The sequence below is a fragment of the Halorubrum sp. B53 genome (assembly GCF_059752395.1).
In genome coordinates, this window is sequence record NZ_MWTH01000015.1 from 350,201 (window position 1) to 364,270 (window position 14,070).

General features: G+C 69.8%; 13 protein-coding genes. 6 read left to right on the forward strand and 7 right to left on the reverse strand.

Annotated features, from left to right (window positions below):
• Together B4V06_RS14365 and B4V06_RS14370 are read left to right on the forward strand one after the other, a co-directional pair.
• Complete coding sequence (locus B4V06_RS14365; protein ID WP_123112673.1) at positions 1 to 1,044, forward strand: cell division protein FtsA; 1,044 nt, start codon at positions 1 to 3, stop codon at positions 1,042 to 1,044.
• Between the two features lie 105 nt (positions 1,045 to 1,149).
• Positions 1,150 to 1,761: a helix-turn-helix domain-containing protein gene (locus B4V06_RS14370; protein WP_123112674.1), complete on the forward strand. Its 612-nt coding sequence runs from the start codon at positions 1,150 to 1,152 to the stop codon at positions 1,759 to 1,761.
• A gap of 6 nt (positions 1,762 to 1,767) precedes the next feature.
• On the opposite strand, the gene B4V06_RS14375 is transcribed toward B4V06_RS14370, so the two are convergent.
• On the reverse strand, positions 1,768 to 2,991 hold the full coding sequence (locus tag B4V06_RS14375; protein ID WP_498170350.1) for a TIGR04347 family pseudo-SAM/SPASM protein: 1,224 nt from the start codon (positions 2,989 to 2,991) through the stop codon (positions 1,768 to 1,770).
• On the reverse strand, positions 2,988 to 3,422 hold the full coding sequence (locus B4V06_RS14380) for an Htur_1727 family rSAM-partnered candidate RiPP (protein ID WP_123112676.1): 435 nt from the start codon (positions 3,420 to 3,422) through the stop codon (positions 2,988 to 2,990). The genes B4V06_RS14375 and B4V06_RS14380 overlap by 4 nt, the downstream gene beginning before the upstream one ends.
• Before the next feature lie 265 nt (positions 3,423 to 3,687).
• Between B4V06_RS14380 and B4V06_RS14385 the strand changes: the two genes are divergently transcribed.
• The 4 genes from B4V06_RS14385 (at position 3,688) to B4V06_RS14400 (ending at position 8,931) form a co-directional block, all read left to right on the forward strand.
• Positions 3,688 to 4,446 carry a helix-turn-helix domain-containing protein gene (locus B4V06_RS14385; protein ID WP_123112677.1) on the forward strand — a complete coding sequence of 253 codons (759 nt, stop codon included), beginning with the start codon at positions 3,688 to 3,690 and terminating at the stop codon, positions 4,444 to 4,446.
• An 80-nt stretch (positions 4,447 to 4,526) separates the two neighbouring features.
• The gene (locus B4V06_RS14390) at positions 4,527 to 6,923 is read left to right on the forward strand and encodes a heavy metal translocating P-type ATPase (protein WP_123112678.1); all 2,397 of its coding nucleotides are present in this window, start codon (positions 4,527 to 4,529) and stop codon (positions 6,921 to 6,923) included.
• A 585-nt stretch (positions 6,924 to 7,508) separates the two neighbouring features.
• Complete coding sequence (locus tag B4V06_RS14395; protein ID WP_255212494.1) at positions 7,509 to 7,976, forward strand: molybdopterin-dependent oxidoreductase; 468 nt, start codon at positions 7,509 to 7,511, stop codon at positions 7,974 to 7,976.
• A 595-nt stretch (positions 7,977 to 8,571) separates the two neighbouring features.
• Positions 8,572 to 8,931 (forward strand): helix-turn-helix domain-containing protein, encoded by a 360-nt coding sequence (locus B4V06_RS14400; protein WP_123112679.1) that lies wholly within the window; start codon positions 8,572 to 8,574, stop codon positions 8,929 to 8,931.
• 46 nt (positions 8,932 to 8,977) lie between these two features.
• Here the strand turns inward: B4V06_RS14400 and B4V06_RS14405 are convergent, their stop codons facing one another.
• From B4V06_RS14405 to B4V06_RS14425, 5 genes are all read right to left on the reverse strand, one after another.
• Positions 8,978 to 9,511, reverse strand: coding sequence for a DUF7974 family protein (locus B4V06_RS14405; RefSeq protein WP_123112680.1), 534 nt, complete (start codon positions 9,509 to 9,511; stop codon positions 8,978 to 8,980).
• 106 nt (positions 9,512 to 9,617) lie between these two features.
• The gene (locus tag B4V06_RS14410) at positions 9,618 to 10,937 is read right to left on the reverse strand and encodes an ABC transporter ATP-binding protein (RefSeq protein WP_498170353.1); all 1,320 of its coding nucleotides are present in this window, start codon (positions 10,935 to 10,937) and stop codon (positions 9,618 to 9,620) included.
• The gene (locus B4V06_RS14415; RefSeq protein WP_498170354.1) at positions 10,934 to 12,025 is read right to left on the reverse strand and encodes an ABC transporter ATP-binding protein; all 1,092 of its coding nucleotides are present in this window, start codon (positions 12,023 to 12,025) and stop codon (positions 10,934 to 10,936) included. The genes B4V06_RS14410 and B4V06_RS14415 overlap by 4 nt, the downstream gene beginning before the upstream one ends.
• Positions 12,025 to 13,110, reverse strand: a complete 1,086-nt coding sequence (locus B4V06_RS14420) for an ABC transporter permease (RefSeq protein ID WP_123112683.1) — start codon at positions 13,108 to 13,110, stop codon at positions 12,025 to 12,027. Before B4V06_RS14420 ends, B4V06_RS14415 begins: the two co-directional genes overlap by 1 nt.
• Positions 13,111 to 13,113: 3 nt before the next feature.
• Positions 13,114 to 14,064, reverse strand: a complete 951-nt coding sequence (locus B4V06_RS14425) for an ABC transporter permease (RefSeq protein ID WP_123112684.1) — start codon at positions 14,062 to 14,064, stop codon at positions 13,114 to 13,116.
• Positions 14,065 to 14,070: the final 6 nt, after the last annotated feature.

Genomic DNA, 14,070 nt, shown 5'->3' on the forward strand with positions numbered 1-14,070 from the left:
ATGGCCAAAGGCCTTGACGTCGGTACGATGAACATCCTCTCCGGTCGACAGGAAGGAGCGGAGACGGTGTTCGTACAGCAGCGGAACTCGTTCGTCGAGATCGAGTACAGCGACATGGCCGAGCAGATGCTCTCCCGCAGCGACGTCCTCCACATCCGCAAGGACGACAAGGTGTACGTCGTCGGCGACGACGCCCTGAACTTCGCGAACATCTTTAACAAGGAGACCCGCCGCCCGATGCAGCACGGGATCTTATCCAGCGACGAGGCCTCCGCGATCCCGATGATCAAGCTCATCACCGAGCAGGTCGTCGGCGAGCCCTCGAAGCCCAACGAGCGCCTCTTCTACTCCAGCCCGGCCGACCCGATCGACTCCGGGCTGACGACGCTCTACCACGAGAAGACGCTGGAGTCGATGCTCGGCGACATGGGGTACGACCCAGAGCCGATCAACGAGGGGATGGCGGTCATCTACTCCGAGCTCGCGGACAACAACTTCACCGGGCTCGGGATCAGCTTCGGCGCTGGGATGACCAACGTCTGTCTCGCCTACTACGCGGTCCCCGTCATGAAGTTCTCCATCGCCCGCGGGGGCGACTGGATCGACGAGCAGACCTCGCAGGCGACCGGCACGCCGGTCGACAAGGTGACGAGCATCAAGGAGGACGACTTCGAGCTCGACTTCCGCACCGACGTGGGCGGCGTCGAGGGCGCGCTCGCCATCTACTACGAGAATCTGCTCGACTACGTCATCGAGAACATCACCCGCGAGGTCGACGAGGAGGACGTCGAGGAAGGCCTCGACGTGCCCGTCGTCGTCACCGGTGGCACCTCCAGCCCGAACGGGTTCAAGGACCTGTTCGCCGACCACCTCTCGGACGCGAACATCCCGTTCTCGATCAGCGGCGTGCGCTCGGCCGAGGAGCCGATGTACAGCGTCGCCAGCGGCGCCCTGGTCGCGGCCCGCTCCGAGGAGGGCGAGGCGGCCGACGAGAGCGCCGAGGAGCCCGCGGCCGAGGAGGCCGCGCCCGAGTCCGAGGACTGAGTCGAAACCCGCCGAACGGCCCCGATCGACCCGGCGTCCGACTCCGTTTTTTCGATCCGTGAGGACGCGCAGAACGCCTAAGCCGACGGCGGACCGAGCGCCCGCATGGTCGAACTCGAGGGCGAAGGCGGCGAACGACAGCTCCGCGTCGACCTCGAAGTCGATCCGGCGGACGAGTGGGACTGCCCGATGGTCACGCAGGCGGAGAGCGCGTCCGAGGTCACCGTGAACGCGGTCGGCGACGAATGCACGGTGGAGGTCCACCCGGCCGGCGGTGAGGGGATCCGCCGGGACCGCGGCGAGGTTTCCGAAGACTGCCTCTGTCGCGTCTTCCAGGAGTTCGGCCACGTTCCCCACGTTCGACGGGTCGACGAGGGGACGGTGCTCGTCACGTCGTACGTCGACGACCGGGCCGCCGTCCGCGAGGTCGTCGCGGCGCTCAGGTCCGTCCTCGACCGCGTGCGGCTGGTCCGGCTCGCCGTGGTCACGGGTCCCGAGTCGACCGAGCAGGCGACCGTCGACCTCTCGGCGCTCACCCCGAAACAGCGCGAGGGGATGGAGCTCGCCGTCGTCCGGGGGTACTTCGACGACGACGGCGACGTCTCGCTCGGCGAGCTCGCCGACGAGCTCGATATCAGCAAGTCGGCGCTCTCACAGCGGCTCCGGGCCGCGCAGGCGAAGCTCGTCACGGACGTGTTCGAGGGCGTCGCGGAGTGACCCGACTCAGTCCGCCGGCGATTCGCCGGAGAGCCGGCTCAGCGCGGCCGCGCCGTCGCGCTCCGCCTCGGTGAGGTAGCACTTCGGGTCGGGCGCGAACGGGTCGCCGTGCGCCGAGAGGGCGCGGAGCCGCGAGCCGCCGCGGCAGATCTCCTTGTACGCGCAGTCCGCGCACCGCCCGGTGAGCCGCTCCTCGCGGTTCCGGAGCCCGTCGAGGAGCGGGTTCGACTCGTCGGTCCAGATGGCGCCGAACGAGCGGTCCCGGACGTTGCCGGGGGAGTACCCCTGCCAGAACTGCGTGAGGTGGACGTTGCCGACGGGGTCGACGTCGGCGACGCGCTCGCCGGTGGGGTCGCCGCCGTTGCGCCGGAGGTGCTCGTAGATCAGCCGGGCGCGGTCCGTCCCGATCTCTCGGTCGGCGTACTCCACGAGGTGGCCGGCGTCGGCGTAGTTGCCGACGAGCAGCGTCTCGATCTCCTCGCCCGCCGCGTGGTACTCGCGGGTGAGGTCACAGAGGTCGGCGACCGCTTGCCGGGTCGCCTCGGGGGTCAGGTCCACGTCGGCGATCTCGGCCCCGCGCCCGCCGTAGTCGAGGTGGTAGAAGCAGAAGCGGTCGACGCCGACGTCGACGAGGAGGTCGACGACGCCCGCGAGGTCGTCGACGTTGTGCTCGGTGATCGTGTAGCGGAGCCCCGTCTTGAGCCCGACGTCGAGGCACGCCTCGATCCCGCGGACGGCGGCGTCGAACGCGCCCTCCTCTCCCCGGATCCGGTCGTTGCGCTCGGGGAGCCCGTCCACCGAGACGCCGGCGTACTTGAGTCCCGCCTCCTTCAGCTCCCGCGCGTTCTCCCGGGTGAGCAGGGTCCCGTTCGTCGAGAGGACCGGCCGGATCCCGGCGTCGTCGGCGTACGAGACGAGCTCGGCGAGATCCTCGCGGACGAGCGGCTCCCCGCCGGAAAAGAGGAGGACCGGCACGCCGAACTCGGCGAGGTCGTCGATGAGCGACTTCCCCTCCGCCGTCGACAGCTCGTTCGGCGCCCCCTCCTTGTCGGCCGCGGCGTAGCAGTGCTCGCAGTAGAGGTTACACCGCTTCGTCGTGTTCCAGACGACGACCGGGCGTTGCTGCTTGTCGTCCGTGATCTGCGGCTTCTTCGAGTCGGCGGCGGCGTCGTACCGCAGCCCGTCGCTCTCGGCGTCGAGCCCGCAGAGGAGCTTGCTGACCGAGATCATCGGTCGCCCTCCGGAGTCGACGCGTCGTCGGGCGCGATGGACTCCGAATCGTCCTCGACCGGCGCACCGCCGCAGGTGACGGTCGGCGTCCCCTCGGTCTCTTCGTACACGCGCGGTTCGTCGTCGCCGTCGGCGGGCGACGCGGCGGCGGCGGACTCGGTGGACTCGCCGCCTGACGACCGGTCGTCGGCCGCCAGCGACTCGGCGGAGTAGCGGTGCGTCTCCTCGGCGGGGCAGACCCACACGTCGCGGGCGTACCAGGCGAAGAGCTTGCTCGCCTCCTCGTGAGCGACGTCCGGCGTCGGCGCCGCGACGGTGCCGACGTGTCGGAGCGGATCCGACTCCTCCTCGCGGACGAACACCTCGAAGCGTCGGCCGTCCGCCGAGCGCGGGCCGCCCGATCCGGTGGTTCGGTCCGTCTTCTCGACCATACCCGGTGTATGAACGACCCACCGAACCCGGTTTCGCGTGTTCTCACGGGGGAGAAATCCAGCCGAACACGTTCGGATCTCGAGCTGATAAATTGCATGCAGATATAGCAAATCGCGATCCGCGGCCGGAGCCGCGATGGCGACGCCCACAGATTCGCCCGCGTCGGGAGTCGGCCGCGGAAGCTCGGAATCGAGCGCAGATGCGTCGCGGGCGCGGACCGCGACGGGCCCACCTGTTATGTCCGCGTACCGCGTAGGTGGTCGCATGCGCGAACTCGCCTTCGCCCTCGAGTACGAGCCGGGGCGCAACAGGGTGGCCGACGCGCTCGCCGACCACCCCGGCGCGCAGGTGCGGTCGCTGTCGCTGCACGCCACCGACGACCACCTCTGGCGCGTCGACCACGCGACGGGCGCTTCGGAGGCGCTCGCGGCCGTCGAGACCGCCTTCACCGACGGCGACTACTACGCCGACTGCCTCGCGACCGAGGACTGCGGGGCGACCCAGACGACCCGCGTCCTCGACCGGACCGACGACACGCTCGTGTTGTACACCGACTGGGAGCCCACGCCCGTCTGCGCGTCGGTCCCTCACCTGGCGCGGAACCACCTCGGCGACGGCGTCCTGTTCGAGACGCGCCACGAGGGGCGCCACTACACCTGGCGGCTCATCCACTCCGGCGAGGGCGACGTGGGTGCGTTCTTCGACGCGCTCCGCGCGGCCGTCGGCGACGCCGCTCGGACGGAGCTGCTCAGGACGGCGAGCGTCTCGGGCGCGCCGGGCGAGTCGAACGGGGACGCCGGCGGCGTCGGGCTCTCCCCCGAGCAGGAGGCCGCGCTCAGGGCCGCGGTCGAACACGGCTACTACGAGTCGCCGCGAGCGGTCGACGCGGGCGAGCTCGCGGCCCACCTCGACGTCCCGCGGTCCACGCTCACCTACAGGCTCCGTCGGGCCGAGGAGCTGCTGGCGAAGGCCCACGTCGACCGCGAGCCACGGGCCGACGACGTCCCCGCACCGCGGAACTGAGCGATCCGAGGGTCGGCGGACGGAGAACGTTGGAGATTTCCAACTAAGGCTTATCGCCGTCAGGGCCGTCTCTCCACGTAATGAGTGACGAGTCGGAGAACGAGGTGGACGCGACCGGCGAGCGACGCGAGCTGACCGCCGGCCTCGCGGTCCCCGAGATGGACTGCCCGTCGTGCGCCGGGAAGGTCGACAACGCCCTCGAACGCGTCGACGGCGTGGTCGAGGTTGCGCTCAATCCCACCGCCGGGACCGCGACGGTCACGTACGACGCCGAGCGAACGACCGAGGAGGACGTGGTCGCGGCGATCGAGGGCGTCGGCTACGAGGTCACCGGCGGCCGGTCGAACGGTGAGGGAAGCGCCGACGGTGACGGCGGTGGGGAGGCCGACGGGGGGTCCGGCGGCGTCGCCGTCGCGCCCCCGTCCGAGGTCTGGACGACGCCGCGCGCGAAGAAGACGTGGGTGGGCGCGGTCCTCGTCGTCGCCGGGCTCCTGTTCGAGTTCGTCCTGACCGGCTCGAACCCCGCGGTGGCGAGCGTGCTCGGCGCCCCGCTCACGCTCGCGGACGTGCTGTTCCTCGGCGCCGTCGCGGCCAGCGGACTCCCCGTCGTCCGCGGCGGCTACTACTCGGCGCTGAACCGGAGCCTCGATATCGACCTGCTGATGGGGACCGCGATCCTCGCCGCGACGGGGATCGGGTACTTCGTCGAGGCGGCCACGCTCGCCGTCCTCTTCAGCGTCGCCGAACTCCTGGAGGACTACGCGATGGATCGCGCCCGCGACTCGCTCCGCGAGCTGATGGAGCTGTCGCCGGACGAGGCCACCGTCAGGCGCGAGGGCGGGGAGACAACCGTTCCGACCGACGGCGTCGCCGTCGGCGAGACCGTGATCGTCCGGCCGGGCGAGAAGGTCCCCCTCGACGGGACGGTGACCGAGGGGGAGAGCGCGGTCGACGAGTCGCCGATCACCGGCGAGAGCGTCCCCGTCGACAAGGCGGTCGGCGACGAGGCGTTCGCGGGGTCGATCAACGAGGAGGGGTACCTCGAGATCGAGGTGACCTCGACCGCCGGCGACTCCACCCTCTCGCGGATCATCGAGCTGGTGCAGGGCGCGCAGGCCGAGAAGACCGAGACGGAGCGATTCGTCGACCGCTTCGCGGGGTACTACACCCCGGTCGTGGTCGTGTTAGCGATCCTGACGGCCGCGCTGCCGCCGATTCTCATCGGTGACCCGGTGACGGTCGAGCTCGCCGGCTACCCGTTCGTCTTCGCCGCGGACTGGGGGACGTGGTTCGTCCGCGGGCTCACGCTGCTGGTGATCGCCTGCCCCTGCGCGTTCGTCATCTCGACGCCGGTCTCGGTCGTCTCCGGGATCACCAGCGCGGCGAAGAACGGCGTCCTGATCAAGGGCGGGAACCACCTGGAGGCGATGGGCGACGTCGACGCCGTCGCGCTCGACAAGACCGGGACGCTCACGAAGGGCGAGCTCGCGGTCACCGACCTCGTCCCGCTCGGCGACGCCGACGAGGCGACGCTGCTCCGGCGGGCGGCGGCGTTGGAACGCCGGAGCGAACACCCTATCGCGGCCGCGATCCTCGACCGGGCCGACCGCGCGGGGGCGACCGACCTCCCGGAGCCGTCGGGCTTCGAGAGCCTCACCGGGAAGGGCGTCCGGGCGGAGATCGACGGCGAGACGTTCTACGCCGGGAACCCGGCGCTGTTCGAGGAGCTCGGCTTCGACCTCTCGCGGGCCCGCGCCGAGACCGACGGCGGGGTCGTGACCGAGGGCGACGCGGCCTCCGAGTCGCGGAGTTCCGACGACGGGGCGTTCGGCGAGGGGACGCTCGCAGCGCTGGAGCGCGAGGGGAAGACCGTCGTGCTCGTCGGGACGGCGACCGAACTGACCGGGGCGGTCGCCGTCGCCGACGAGGTGCGGCCCGACTCGAAGCGCGCGGTCGAGCGCCTCCGCGAGCTCGGCGTGACGCGCGTCGTGATGCTGACGGGCGACAACGAGGGCACGGCGCGAGCGATCGCCGAGCGGGTCGGCGTCGACGAGTACCGCGCCGAGCTCTTGCCGGAAGATAAGGTCGCGGCGGTCGAGTCGCTGCAGGCCGAGTACGGCGAGGTGGCGATGGTCGGCGACGGGATCAACGACGCGCCCGCGCTGGCGACCGCCGAGGTCGGCGTCGCGATGGGCGCCGCGGGGACGGACACGGCGTTGGAGACCGCCGACATCGCGCTGATGGGCGACGACGTGGCGAAGCTCCCGTACCTGTACGCGCTCTCGCACACGGCCAACGGGGTCATCCGCCAGAACATCTGGGCGAGTCTGGGGGTGAAAGCGCTGCTCGCGGTCGGGGTGCCGCTGGGGCTCGTGAGCGTCGCCGCCGCGGTCGTCGTCGGCGACATGGGAATGAGCCTCGGTGTCACCGGCAACGCGATGCGGCTCTCCGGGATCGAACCCGAGTCGTACGAGTAGCCGGCCGACGCGAGGCCCTCGCTCCCGACGCCCGAAACAAACATGAACTATTATTAAGGACCGGCGTCTCGGGAGAGACGTGCCACCCGTAGTACACATTTGACGCAGGCTCGGAATCGGCGGCGGCGACCCGTCCCGAGGGTCCGAGCACGCGCGAGACGAGTATCGAGCGGGAGGACGAAGAAGATCGGGAGGGGACGCCTGATCGCGACGACGCCCCGCCGACCGCGGCGGAAGCGGTCGCGGAGTGCGCGGCGACGTTCGACGCCGGCACCGATCGCCGGCTTCCGAACGGGATCGACCGGTGGAACGCCTACGCGGGGTCGTGCCACGGCGGCGACTGACCCGCCGCGAGAGTATTTATAAGTGGACAGCGAGCGAGAACCGGGAGTCCGGACCGAGCCGTCGCGACAGTCGCGGCCGCGACTGTCGCCGCCCCGACGATCGCGGCCGCGAGCGCGGGGTCGCGGCCGCAGTCGAATATGTTCGTTCGCGACCTCGGCTCCCGAAAACGAGCGGACCTTTTGTACGTGTCGGCCCCGTCGGCGTCAGTATGAGTCCGAACGAGCACGGGGGTGACCCGCCGTGGGACTGAGCCGACGGGAGTCCGGCGCCTCGGATCCCGACGCGGCGGCGGTCGAGGTCCGGCTGCGCGGGCTCGCCGAGGGCGTCGTCGCGCTCGACGAGCTCGCCGACGCGGCGCTCGAAACGGCCGCCGAGGAGTTCCTGTGTGCCAGCGGGGAGCGCTGGGGCGGCACCTGGCGCGGAGTCACCGTCGGGGCGCTGCTGGACCGCCCGGACGTGACGGTCGACCCCGACGCGACCCACGTCCGCGTCGCGGCCGACGGCTACGCCGTCTGCGTCCCGCTCCGGACGGCGCTCGACGCGGTGCTGGCCGTCGAACGCGGCGGAGAGGCGCTACCGGCCGCCCGCGCGCCGCGGTTCGTCGCCCCGGTCGACGCGGGACGGACGGTGAAAGGCGTCCGCGAGCTCCGGTTCCTGCGGCTCGCCCCGGAAGAGACCCCCCAAGACTACGAGGAGCTCGGCTACTGATCGCGCCCTCCCCCACCCGACCGACCCAGCCGCCGACCCGGCGGTTTTAGTTCGCGAGGCGAGTACGGTTGACCGGCCGATGACGATGCACCGCTCCGAGCTGCCTCGGCACCAGCGACGACGAGCCCTATGAGTACCGAGGCCCCCGTCTAACGGGAGTCCAGCGGTTTCTCGACTCCCTCGTCGACCCGACCGAACGCGTCGACGCCCGCAGAGCAGCACCGAGATGGCCGACGCGTCGAATCCGTCGCGTCGAACCCGCCGCGACGAACTGGCGGGGGTCTCCGCGGAACGAGGCGACGGCGTCGTCGAAGCGGCTTCGTGATCGGGGTCGATCGAATTCGGTATATCGGTATCCCATTTATTAGCGCGTCTCATCGGGAGCGGCCGCGTATCGCTCTCATGGCCGGAGTCGTTCGGTTCACGGCCCTCACCCGGCCTGACACGACGGATTTCGAGTGGGCGCTGCGGACTCGAAGGAAGCCGGTCGGGGAGGTCGACGCCGAGCCGACCCCCGGGCCGACGAGGGCTCGATTCGCGGCCGGTGACCGGTCGGTTCCGAAGCCGTCATGCCGCTCGCTCGTGAATTGGGGGCATGGACGAGCAATCGACGGACGAGTACACGCGGCTGGTGGAGGAGAACGGCCTCGCGCTCCTGTTCGCGAATCGGGTGCGGGCGCGGGTCGTCGCGGCGCTGTTTTACGCCTCCGAGCCGCTGTCGGTCGAGCGGATCGCCGCGGGCGCCGGCGTCGACCGGACCGTTGTCCACGAGGCGCTCGACGGGCTCGAACCGTTCGGGATCCTCGACGTCGACCGGGCAGAGGGCACCGACCCGGACCGGTACGCGCTCGACGAATCTGACGACCTCGTCGAGTCACTCCGGGCGGTCACGGAGCTCGCGACGGAGCGGTACCATCAGGAGGAGATAGACATCCCGAGCGACGCCGAAGAGTAGGGTGACGAGTCGGCGGCACCCCTCGCCGCGGACCCGCGGCGCCCGGTCACTCGATCCGGACCGTCGTCTCGTCGTACACGCCCTTCCCCGCGGGATCGTCCACGGAGAGGCCGACACCGATCGTGTGTTCGCCGCGCTCGGCCGGCTGCCAGTCCGTCTCCGAGACCTGGAAGCTCTGCTCCCAGTGACGGGTGAACCGGCGGCGCTCCCCCCGGTCGAGGGTGAATCGCGACGCCGACTCCGGGAGCGGTTCGGGCACGTGTGAGGCGTCGCGGTGCCCGTCGACGTGCCACGTCCACGGAACCGGCGTTCGGGTCCGAACGGTCACCGGGACCGGCAGCGGGTTCCGGAACTCGAACGCGACCGGGACCGGCTCACCCCGCTCGTACACGCTCGCGGGGGTGTCGACGCTGACGGAGACGGCCCGACGGTGGAGCCGCGCCGGGAGCAGCCACCGCGCCAGCGTCGCCGCCGGGAGCGTCTTGGCGGCCCGAGGGCGGTGGCGCTCGGCGGACTCGTTCGGTCGGAACGGGTCGTCGTCGGAGCGGTCGACGCCGTCCCGCCCGCGTGATCGACGCATGATCGAGAGTACCCGTCGGGAAGAATAAGCGTGTCGTCGGGTGCGTCGGGGCGCCGGGAGTTAGTTCGGCGTCGCGGTCGGAGCGCGGCCGACCGCGCGACCGCTGTCAGTCGTCGCCGCTCGCCGCCGGCCCCGTGGCGGTCCCGTCGCCGGTCGCCGTTCCGTCGTCCGTCCCGCCTTCGTAGGCCGGGTCGAAGAGGTGACACGCGACCCGTCCGGCGTCGGTCCGACGGAGCACCGGTTCGTCCGTCGAGCAAGGCGTCTCGAACGTCTCGCTCAGAAGCGCCTCCGCGTCGGCGAACTCCTCGTCCGCGACCGATCGGAGCGCCTCCTGCACCACCCGCTCCGCGTCCGGGTCCGTCAGCGACGACGGGAGGTCGAGCTCCTCGCGGAGCGCCTCCATGAGCGTCGTGTCCTCCGCGTCGAACGTCTCGACGGCGATGTCCTCCTCGCGGGCCCGGTGGCGGAGCGACATGACCGCCCGCCACTCCTCCTGCTCGAAGTCGTAGTCCGACGGCGGGATGACGCGGGGACACCGCGTGTGGAACTTACAGCCGGAGGGCGGGTCGATCGGGGAGGGGACCGACCCCTCGAGCAGGATCCGGTCGCCCTCCCACAGCGGGTCCGGCTCCGGGATCGCCGACAGCAGCGCCTCGGTGTAGGGGTGTTGCGGCGGCGCGAACAGCTCCTCCGGCGTACCGATCTCGGCCATCTTGCCGAGGTACATCACGGCGATCTCGTCGGCGATGTGCTCGACGACCGAGAGGTCGTGCGCGATGAACAGGTACGCGATCCCCAGCTCGTCCTGGAGGTCCTCCAGCAGGTTGAGGATCTGCGCCTGCACCGACACGTCGAGCGCCGAGACGGGCTCGTCGCAGACGATGAAGTCCGGGTCCACGGCGAGCGCGCGGGCGATGCCGATCCGCTGGAGCTGCCCGCCCGAGAACTCGTGCGGGTACCGGTTGGCGTGGCTCGCGTTGAGCCCCACCCGTTCGAGCAGCTCCTTGATCCGGGCGTCGCGGGAGACGCCACCCTCGATCCCGTGGATGTCGAGCGCCTCGCCGATGATGTCGTTCACCGTCAGCCGCGGGTTGAGGCTTGACCGCGGGTTCTGGAAGATGATCTGCATCTCCTTCCGGAGGTCCCGGAGCTCGCTGTCGGAGAGCGTCGTGATGTCCTGCCCTTTGAAATACACCGAGCCGGCGGTCGGCTCGCGGAGCTGGAGGATCGACCGGCCGATGGTGCTCTTGCCGCAGCCGCTCTCGCCGACCAGCCCCAACGTCTCGCCCTCGCTGATCTCGAAGGAGACGCCGTCGACCGCCTTCACGTCCTTCTGTCGGCCGAGGAGCCGGTCGATGAAGTCGCTCTCCGACGTGTAGTACTTCTCTAACCCCTCGACGCGGAGGAGCGGCTCGGAGCCGCTCATCGGTCGCTCACCCCCGCCGAGCTCGACGCGCCGTCCGGGTCGCGGAGCTCGCCGTCCCCTCGGACGGTGACCTCGTAGTCGAGCTCCCCCGTGAGTTCACCGGTGTGGGCGAGGCACGCGGCGGTCTGCGCGTCGCTGTTGATCGGGTCCGCGGGCTCGCCGGTCTCGACGTCGACGAGCTGCGGCTCCACGCGGGTGCACGACTCCTCTGCGTACGGACACCGCGGGTGGAAGTTACACCCCGGCGGCATCTCGATCAGGTCCGGCATTCGTCCGGGGATCGTCTGGAGCCGGTCGCGGTCGTCGCCGATCCGCGGGATCGAGCTCATCAGCCCGACGGTGTAGGGGTGTTGCGGGTCGTAGTAGACGTCCTCGACCGGCGCCATCTCCACCGGGTGCCCGGCGTACATCACCATCACGCGGTCGCAGAACTCGGCGACCACCCCGAGGTCGTGGGTGATAAGCTGGATCGCGGTGTCGAACTCGGTCGCGATCTCCTCGAGCAGTTCGAGGATCTGCGCTTCGATGGTGACGTCGAGCGCGGTCGTCGGCTCGTCGGCGATGATCAGATCGGGGTCACACGACAGCGCGATCGCGATCACGACGCGCTGTTGCATCCCGCCGGAGAACTCGTGCGGGTAGTCGCTGTACCGCTCGGCCGCCGACGGGATCCCCACCGACTCCAGCGTCTCGATGGCCCGCTCGCGGGCCGCCGCATCGTCGAGCCCGAGGTGGAATCGGATCGCCTCCGATATCTGCTCGCCCACTGTGTACGAGGGGTTCAGCGCGGTCTCGGCGTCTTGGAAGATCATCGCGATCTCGTTGCCGCGGAGCGAGCGGATCTCCTCTTCGTCCATCTCCAGGATGTTCTCTCCCTTGAAACGGATCTCGCCGCTCTCGATGACGCCGGGGTCGTCGATGAGCCGCATCAGCGCGAGGCTGGTAACGCTCTTCCCGGCCCCGCTCTCGCCGACGACGCCGAAGCGCTCTCCCGCCTCGATCCGGTACGAGAGGTCGTTGGTCGCCCTGACGACGCCGTCGTCGGTGTAGAACCGCACGTTGAGGTCCTCGACTTCGAGCATCGCCATCAGCGGAGCCCCCCGGTGTCGGTGTCGGTCTGATCGCCCTGCGGGTCGAACGCGTCGCGGACGCCGTCGCCGACCAGGTTGATCGCCATCACGAAGACGAAGATCGCGAGCCCCGGGAACAGCCCGGCCCACCAGCGACCGCGGGCGATCGCGTCCTGCTCGACGTTGAGCATGACGCCCCACTCCGCGCTCGCCGGCGACAGCCCGAGCCCGATGAACCCGAGCGCCGCGGCGACGAGCACCGTGGTGCCGATGCTGAGCGTCGCCTGCACGATCACCGGCGCCATGGCGTTCGGCAGGATGTGCCGGACGATGATCGAGCGGTCGCGGGAGCCGAGCGCCTTCGCGGCGGTGACGTACTCGTTTTCCTTCACGCTCAGGATCTCGCCGCGGATGATGCGGGCGTACGGGAGCCAGCCGACGACGACCAACGCGAGGATCATTTCCCAGTAGCCCCGGCCGAGCACCGCGATGACCGCGATCGCGAGCACGATGAACGGGAACGCGTACAGCATGTCGACGATCCGCATGATGAGCTCGTCGACCTTGCCGCCGTAGTAGCCAGCGATCGAGCCGAGCGGGATCCCGACGAGGAGCGCCATGGCGACGGCGATGAAGCCGATCGAGAGGCTCCAGCGGCCGCCGTACATCACCCGCGAGAGGATGTCGCGGCCGGCCCAGTCGGCGCCGAACAGGTAGAGCCCGGTGGGGGGCCATGTGAGGACGTTCTCGAGGGTCGGCTCCCGGTACCCGGTGAGCACGTCTTGGTTCGCGGGGTCGGCCGGCGCGAGCGAGAACGGCTGGACCGTCTGCCCGGCCAGCACGGGGAAGCTTCCCGGAAGCTGGATGGGCCGAGAGAACACCGCGAGCAGGACCATGAAGGCTATCGTGGCCGCACCGAACAGCGCGAGGCGGTTCCGTTTGAACCGCATCCACGCGTACTCGAGGCGACCGCGCCCCTCCTCCGACTGGAGGTCGGGCTCCCACGAGGAGAGCGGGTCCCGGGATTCGACGCGGTCGACGTCGAAGCCGGAGACCCGTATTCGTCCGCGGTCCGTCGTCCGCTGTGAGGTTTCACTTGACATTATTTAGTATCGGATTCGGGGGTCGAGATACGCGTAGAGCACGTCTGCGACGAAGTTCGCGAGTATCACGGCGACGCCGATGAGGAGGACGATCGCCTGGATCACCGGGAAGTCGCGGTTCCCCACTCGGTTGACGAGGAGGCGCCCGATACCCGGGTACGAGAAGACGATCTCGACGACGACGGAGCCGCTGATGATGAACGCGACCTGGATGGCCGCCACGGTGACGACCGAGATCAGCGAGTTCCGGAGGACGTGTTTCTGAACCACCGTCCGCTCGGGGAGTCCCTTCGCACGGGCCGTTCGGACGTAGTCTTTGTCGAGCTCCTCCACCATCGAGGACCGCATCAGCCGCATCAGCAGGGCGGTGGAGCCGGTCCCGATCGTGATCGCCGGCAACAGCGTGTACACCAACATGTCGTAGCTGAGGATCCCCTGATCGGTCGGCGGGAGGACGGGGAACAAGTCGAGCCAGCTGGCGAAGATCAGGATTAGCAGCAGGCCAAGCAGGAAGTTCGGGATCGCGATCCCGAGCAGGGCGAACACGCGGCTGGCCTGGTCGATCTTGGTGTCGCGGTAGTAGGCCGCGATCACACCGGTCGGGATCGCCGTGATAAGCGTGACGCCGAACGCCATGATCCCCATCACGAGTGTGTACGGAAGTCGGGTCATGATCTCGTCGATAACCGGGTCGCGGGTGATGATCGACCGGCCGAAGTCGCCGGTCGCCGCGTCGGTGACCCAGTCGATGTACTGGATATACACCGGCTGATCGAGGCCGTATTCCGCCCGTATCTCCATCTCCGTCTGCGGATCGAGCTCCGTGAACAGCGTGATGAAGTCGATCGGATCCCCGGGGATGGCGTGGACCATCCCGAAGGTGAGCAGGGAGATCCCGAGCAGCAGCGGGATGGTAATCAAGCCGCGTTTGAGTACGAATCGTTGAAGGCTCATCGAGGT

Coding starts and splice junctions, on each gene's coding strand:
- B4V06_RS14365 (WP_123112673.1), top strand. CDS start 1: ATGGCCAAAGGCCTTGACGTCGGTACGATGAACATCCTCTCCGGTCGA.
- B4V06_RS14405 (WP_123112680.1), bottom strand. CDS start 9,511: ATGCGTCGATCACGCGGGCGGGACGGCGTCGACCGCTCCGACGACGAC.
- B4V06_RS14375 (WP_498170350.1), bottom strand. CDS start 2,991: ATGATCTCGGTCAGCAAGCTCCTCTGCGGGCTCGACGCCGAGAGCGAC.
- B4V06_RS14425 (WP_123112684.1), bottom strand. CDS start 14,064: ATGAGCCTTCAACGATTCGTACTCAAACGCGGCTTGATTACCATCCCG.
- B4V06_RS14390 (WP_123112678.1), top strand. CDS start 4,527: ATGAGTGACGAGTCGGAGAACGAGGTGGACGCGACCGGCGAGCGACGC.
- B4V06_RS14370 (WP_123112674.1), top strand. CDS start 1,150: ATGGTCGAACTCGAGGGCGAAGGCGGCGAACGACAGCTCCGCGTCGAC.
- B4V06_RS14385 (WP_123112677.1), top strand. CDS start 3,688: ATGCGCGAACTCGCCTTCGCCCTCGAGTACGAGCCGGGGCGCAACAGG.
- B4V06_RS14380 (WP_123112676.1), bottom strand. CDS start 3,422: ATGGTCGAGAAGACGGACCGAACCACCGGATCGGGCGGCCCGCGCTCG.
- B4V06_RS14415 (WP_498170354.1), bottom strand. CDS start 12,025: ATGGCGATGCTCGAAGTCGAGGACCTCAACGTGCGGTTCTACACCGAC.
- B4V06_RS14420 (WP_123112683.1), bottom strand. CDS start 13,110: ATGTCAAGTGAAACCTCACAGCGGACGACGGACCGCGGACGAATACGG.
- B4V06_RS14410 (WP_498170353.1), bottom strand. CDS start 10,937: ATGAGCGGCTCCGAGCCGCTCCTCCGCGTCGAGGGGTTAGAGAAGTAC.
- B4V06_RS14400 (WP_123112679.1), top strand. CDS start 8,572: ATGGACGAGCAATCGACGGACGAGTACACGCGGCTGGTGGAGGAGAAC.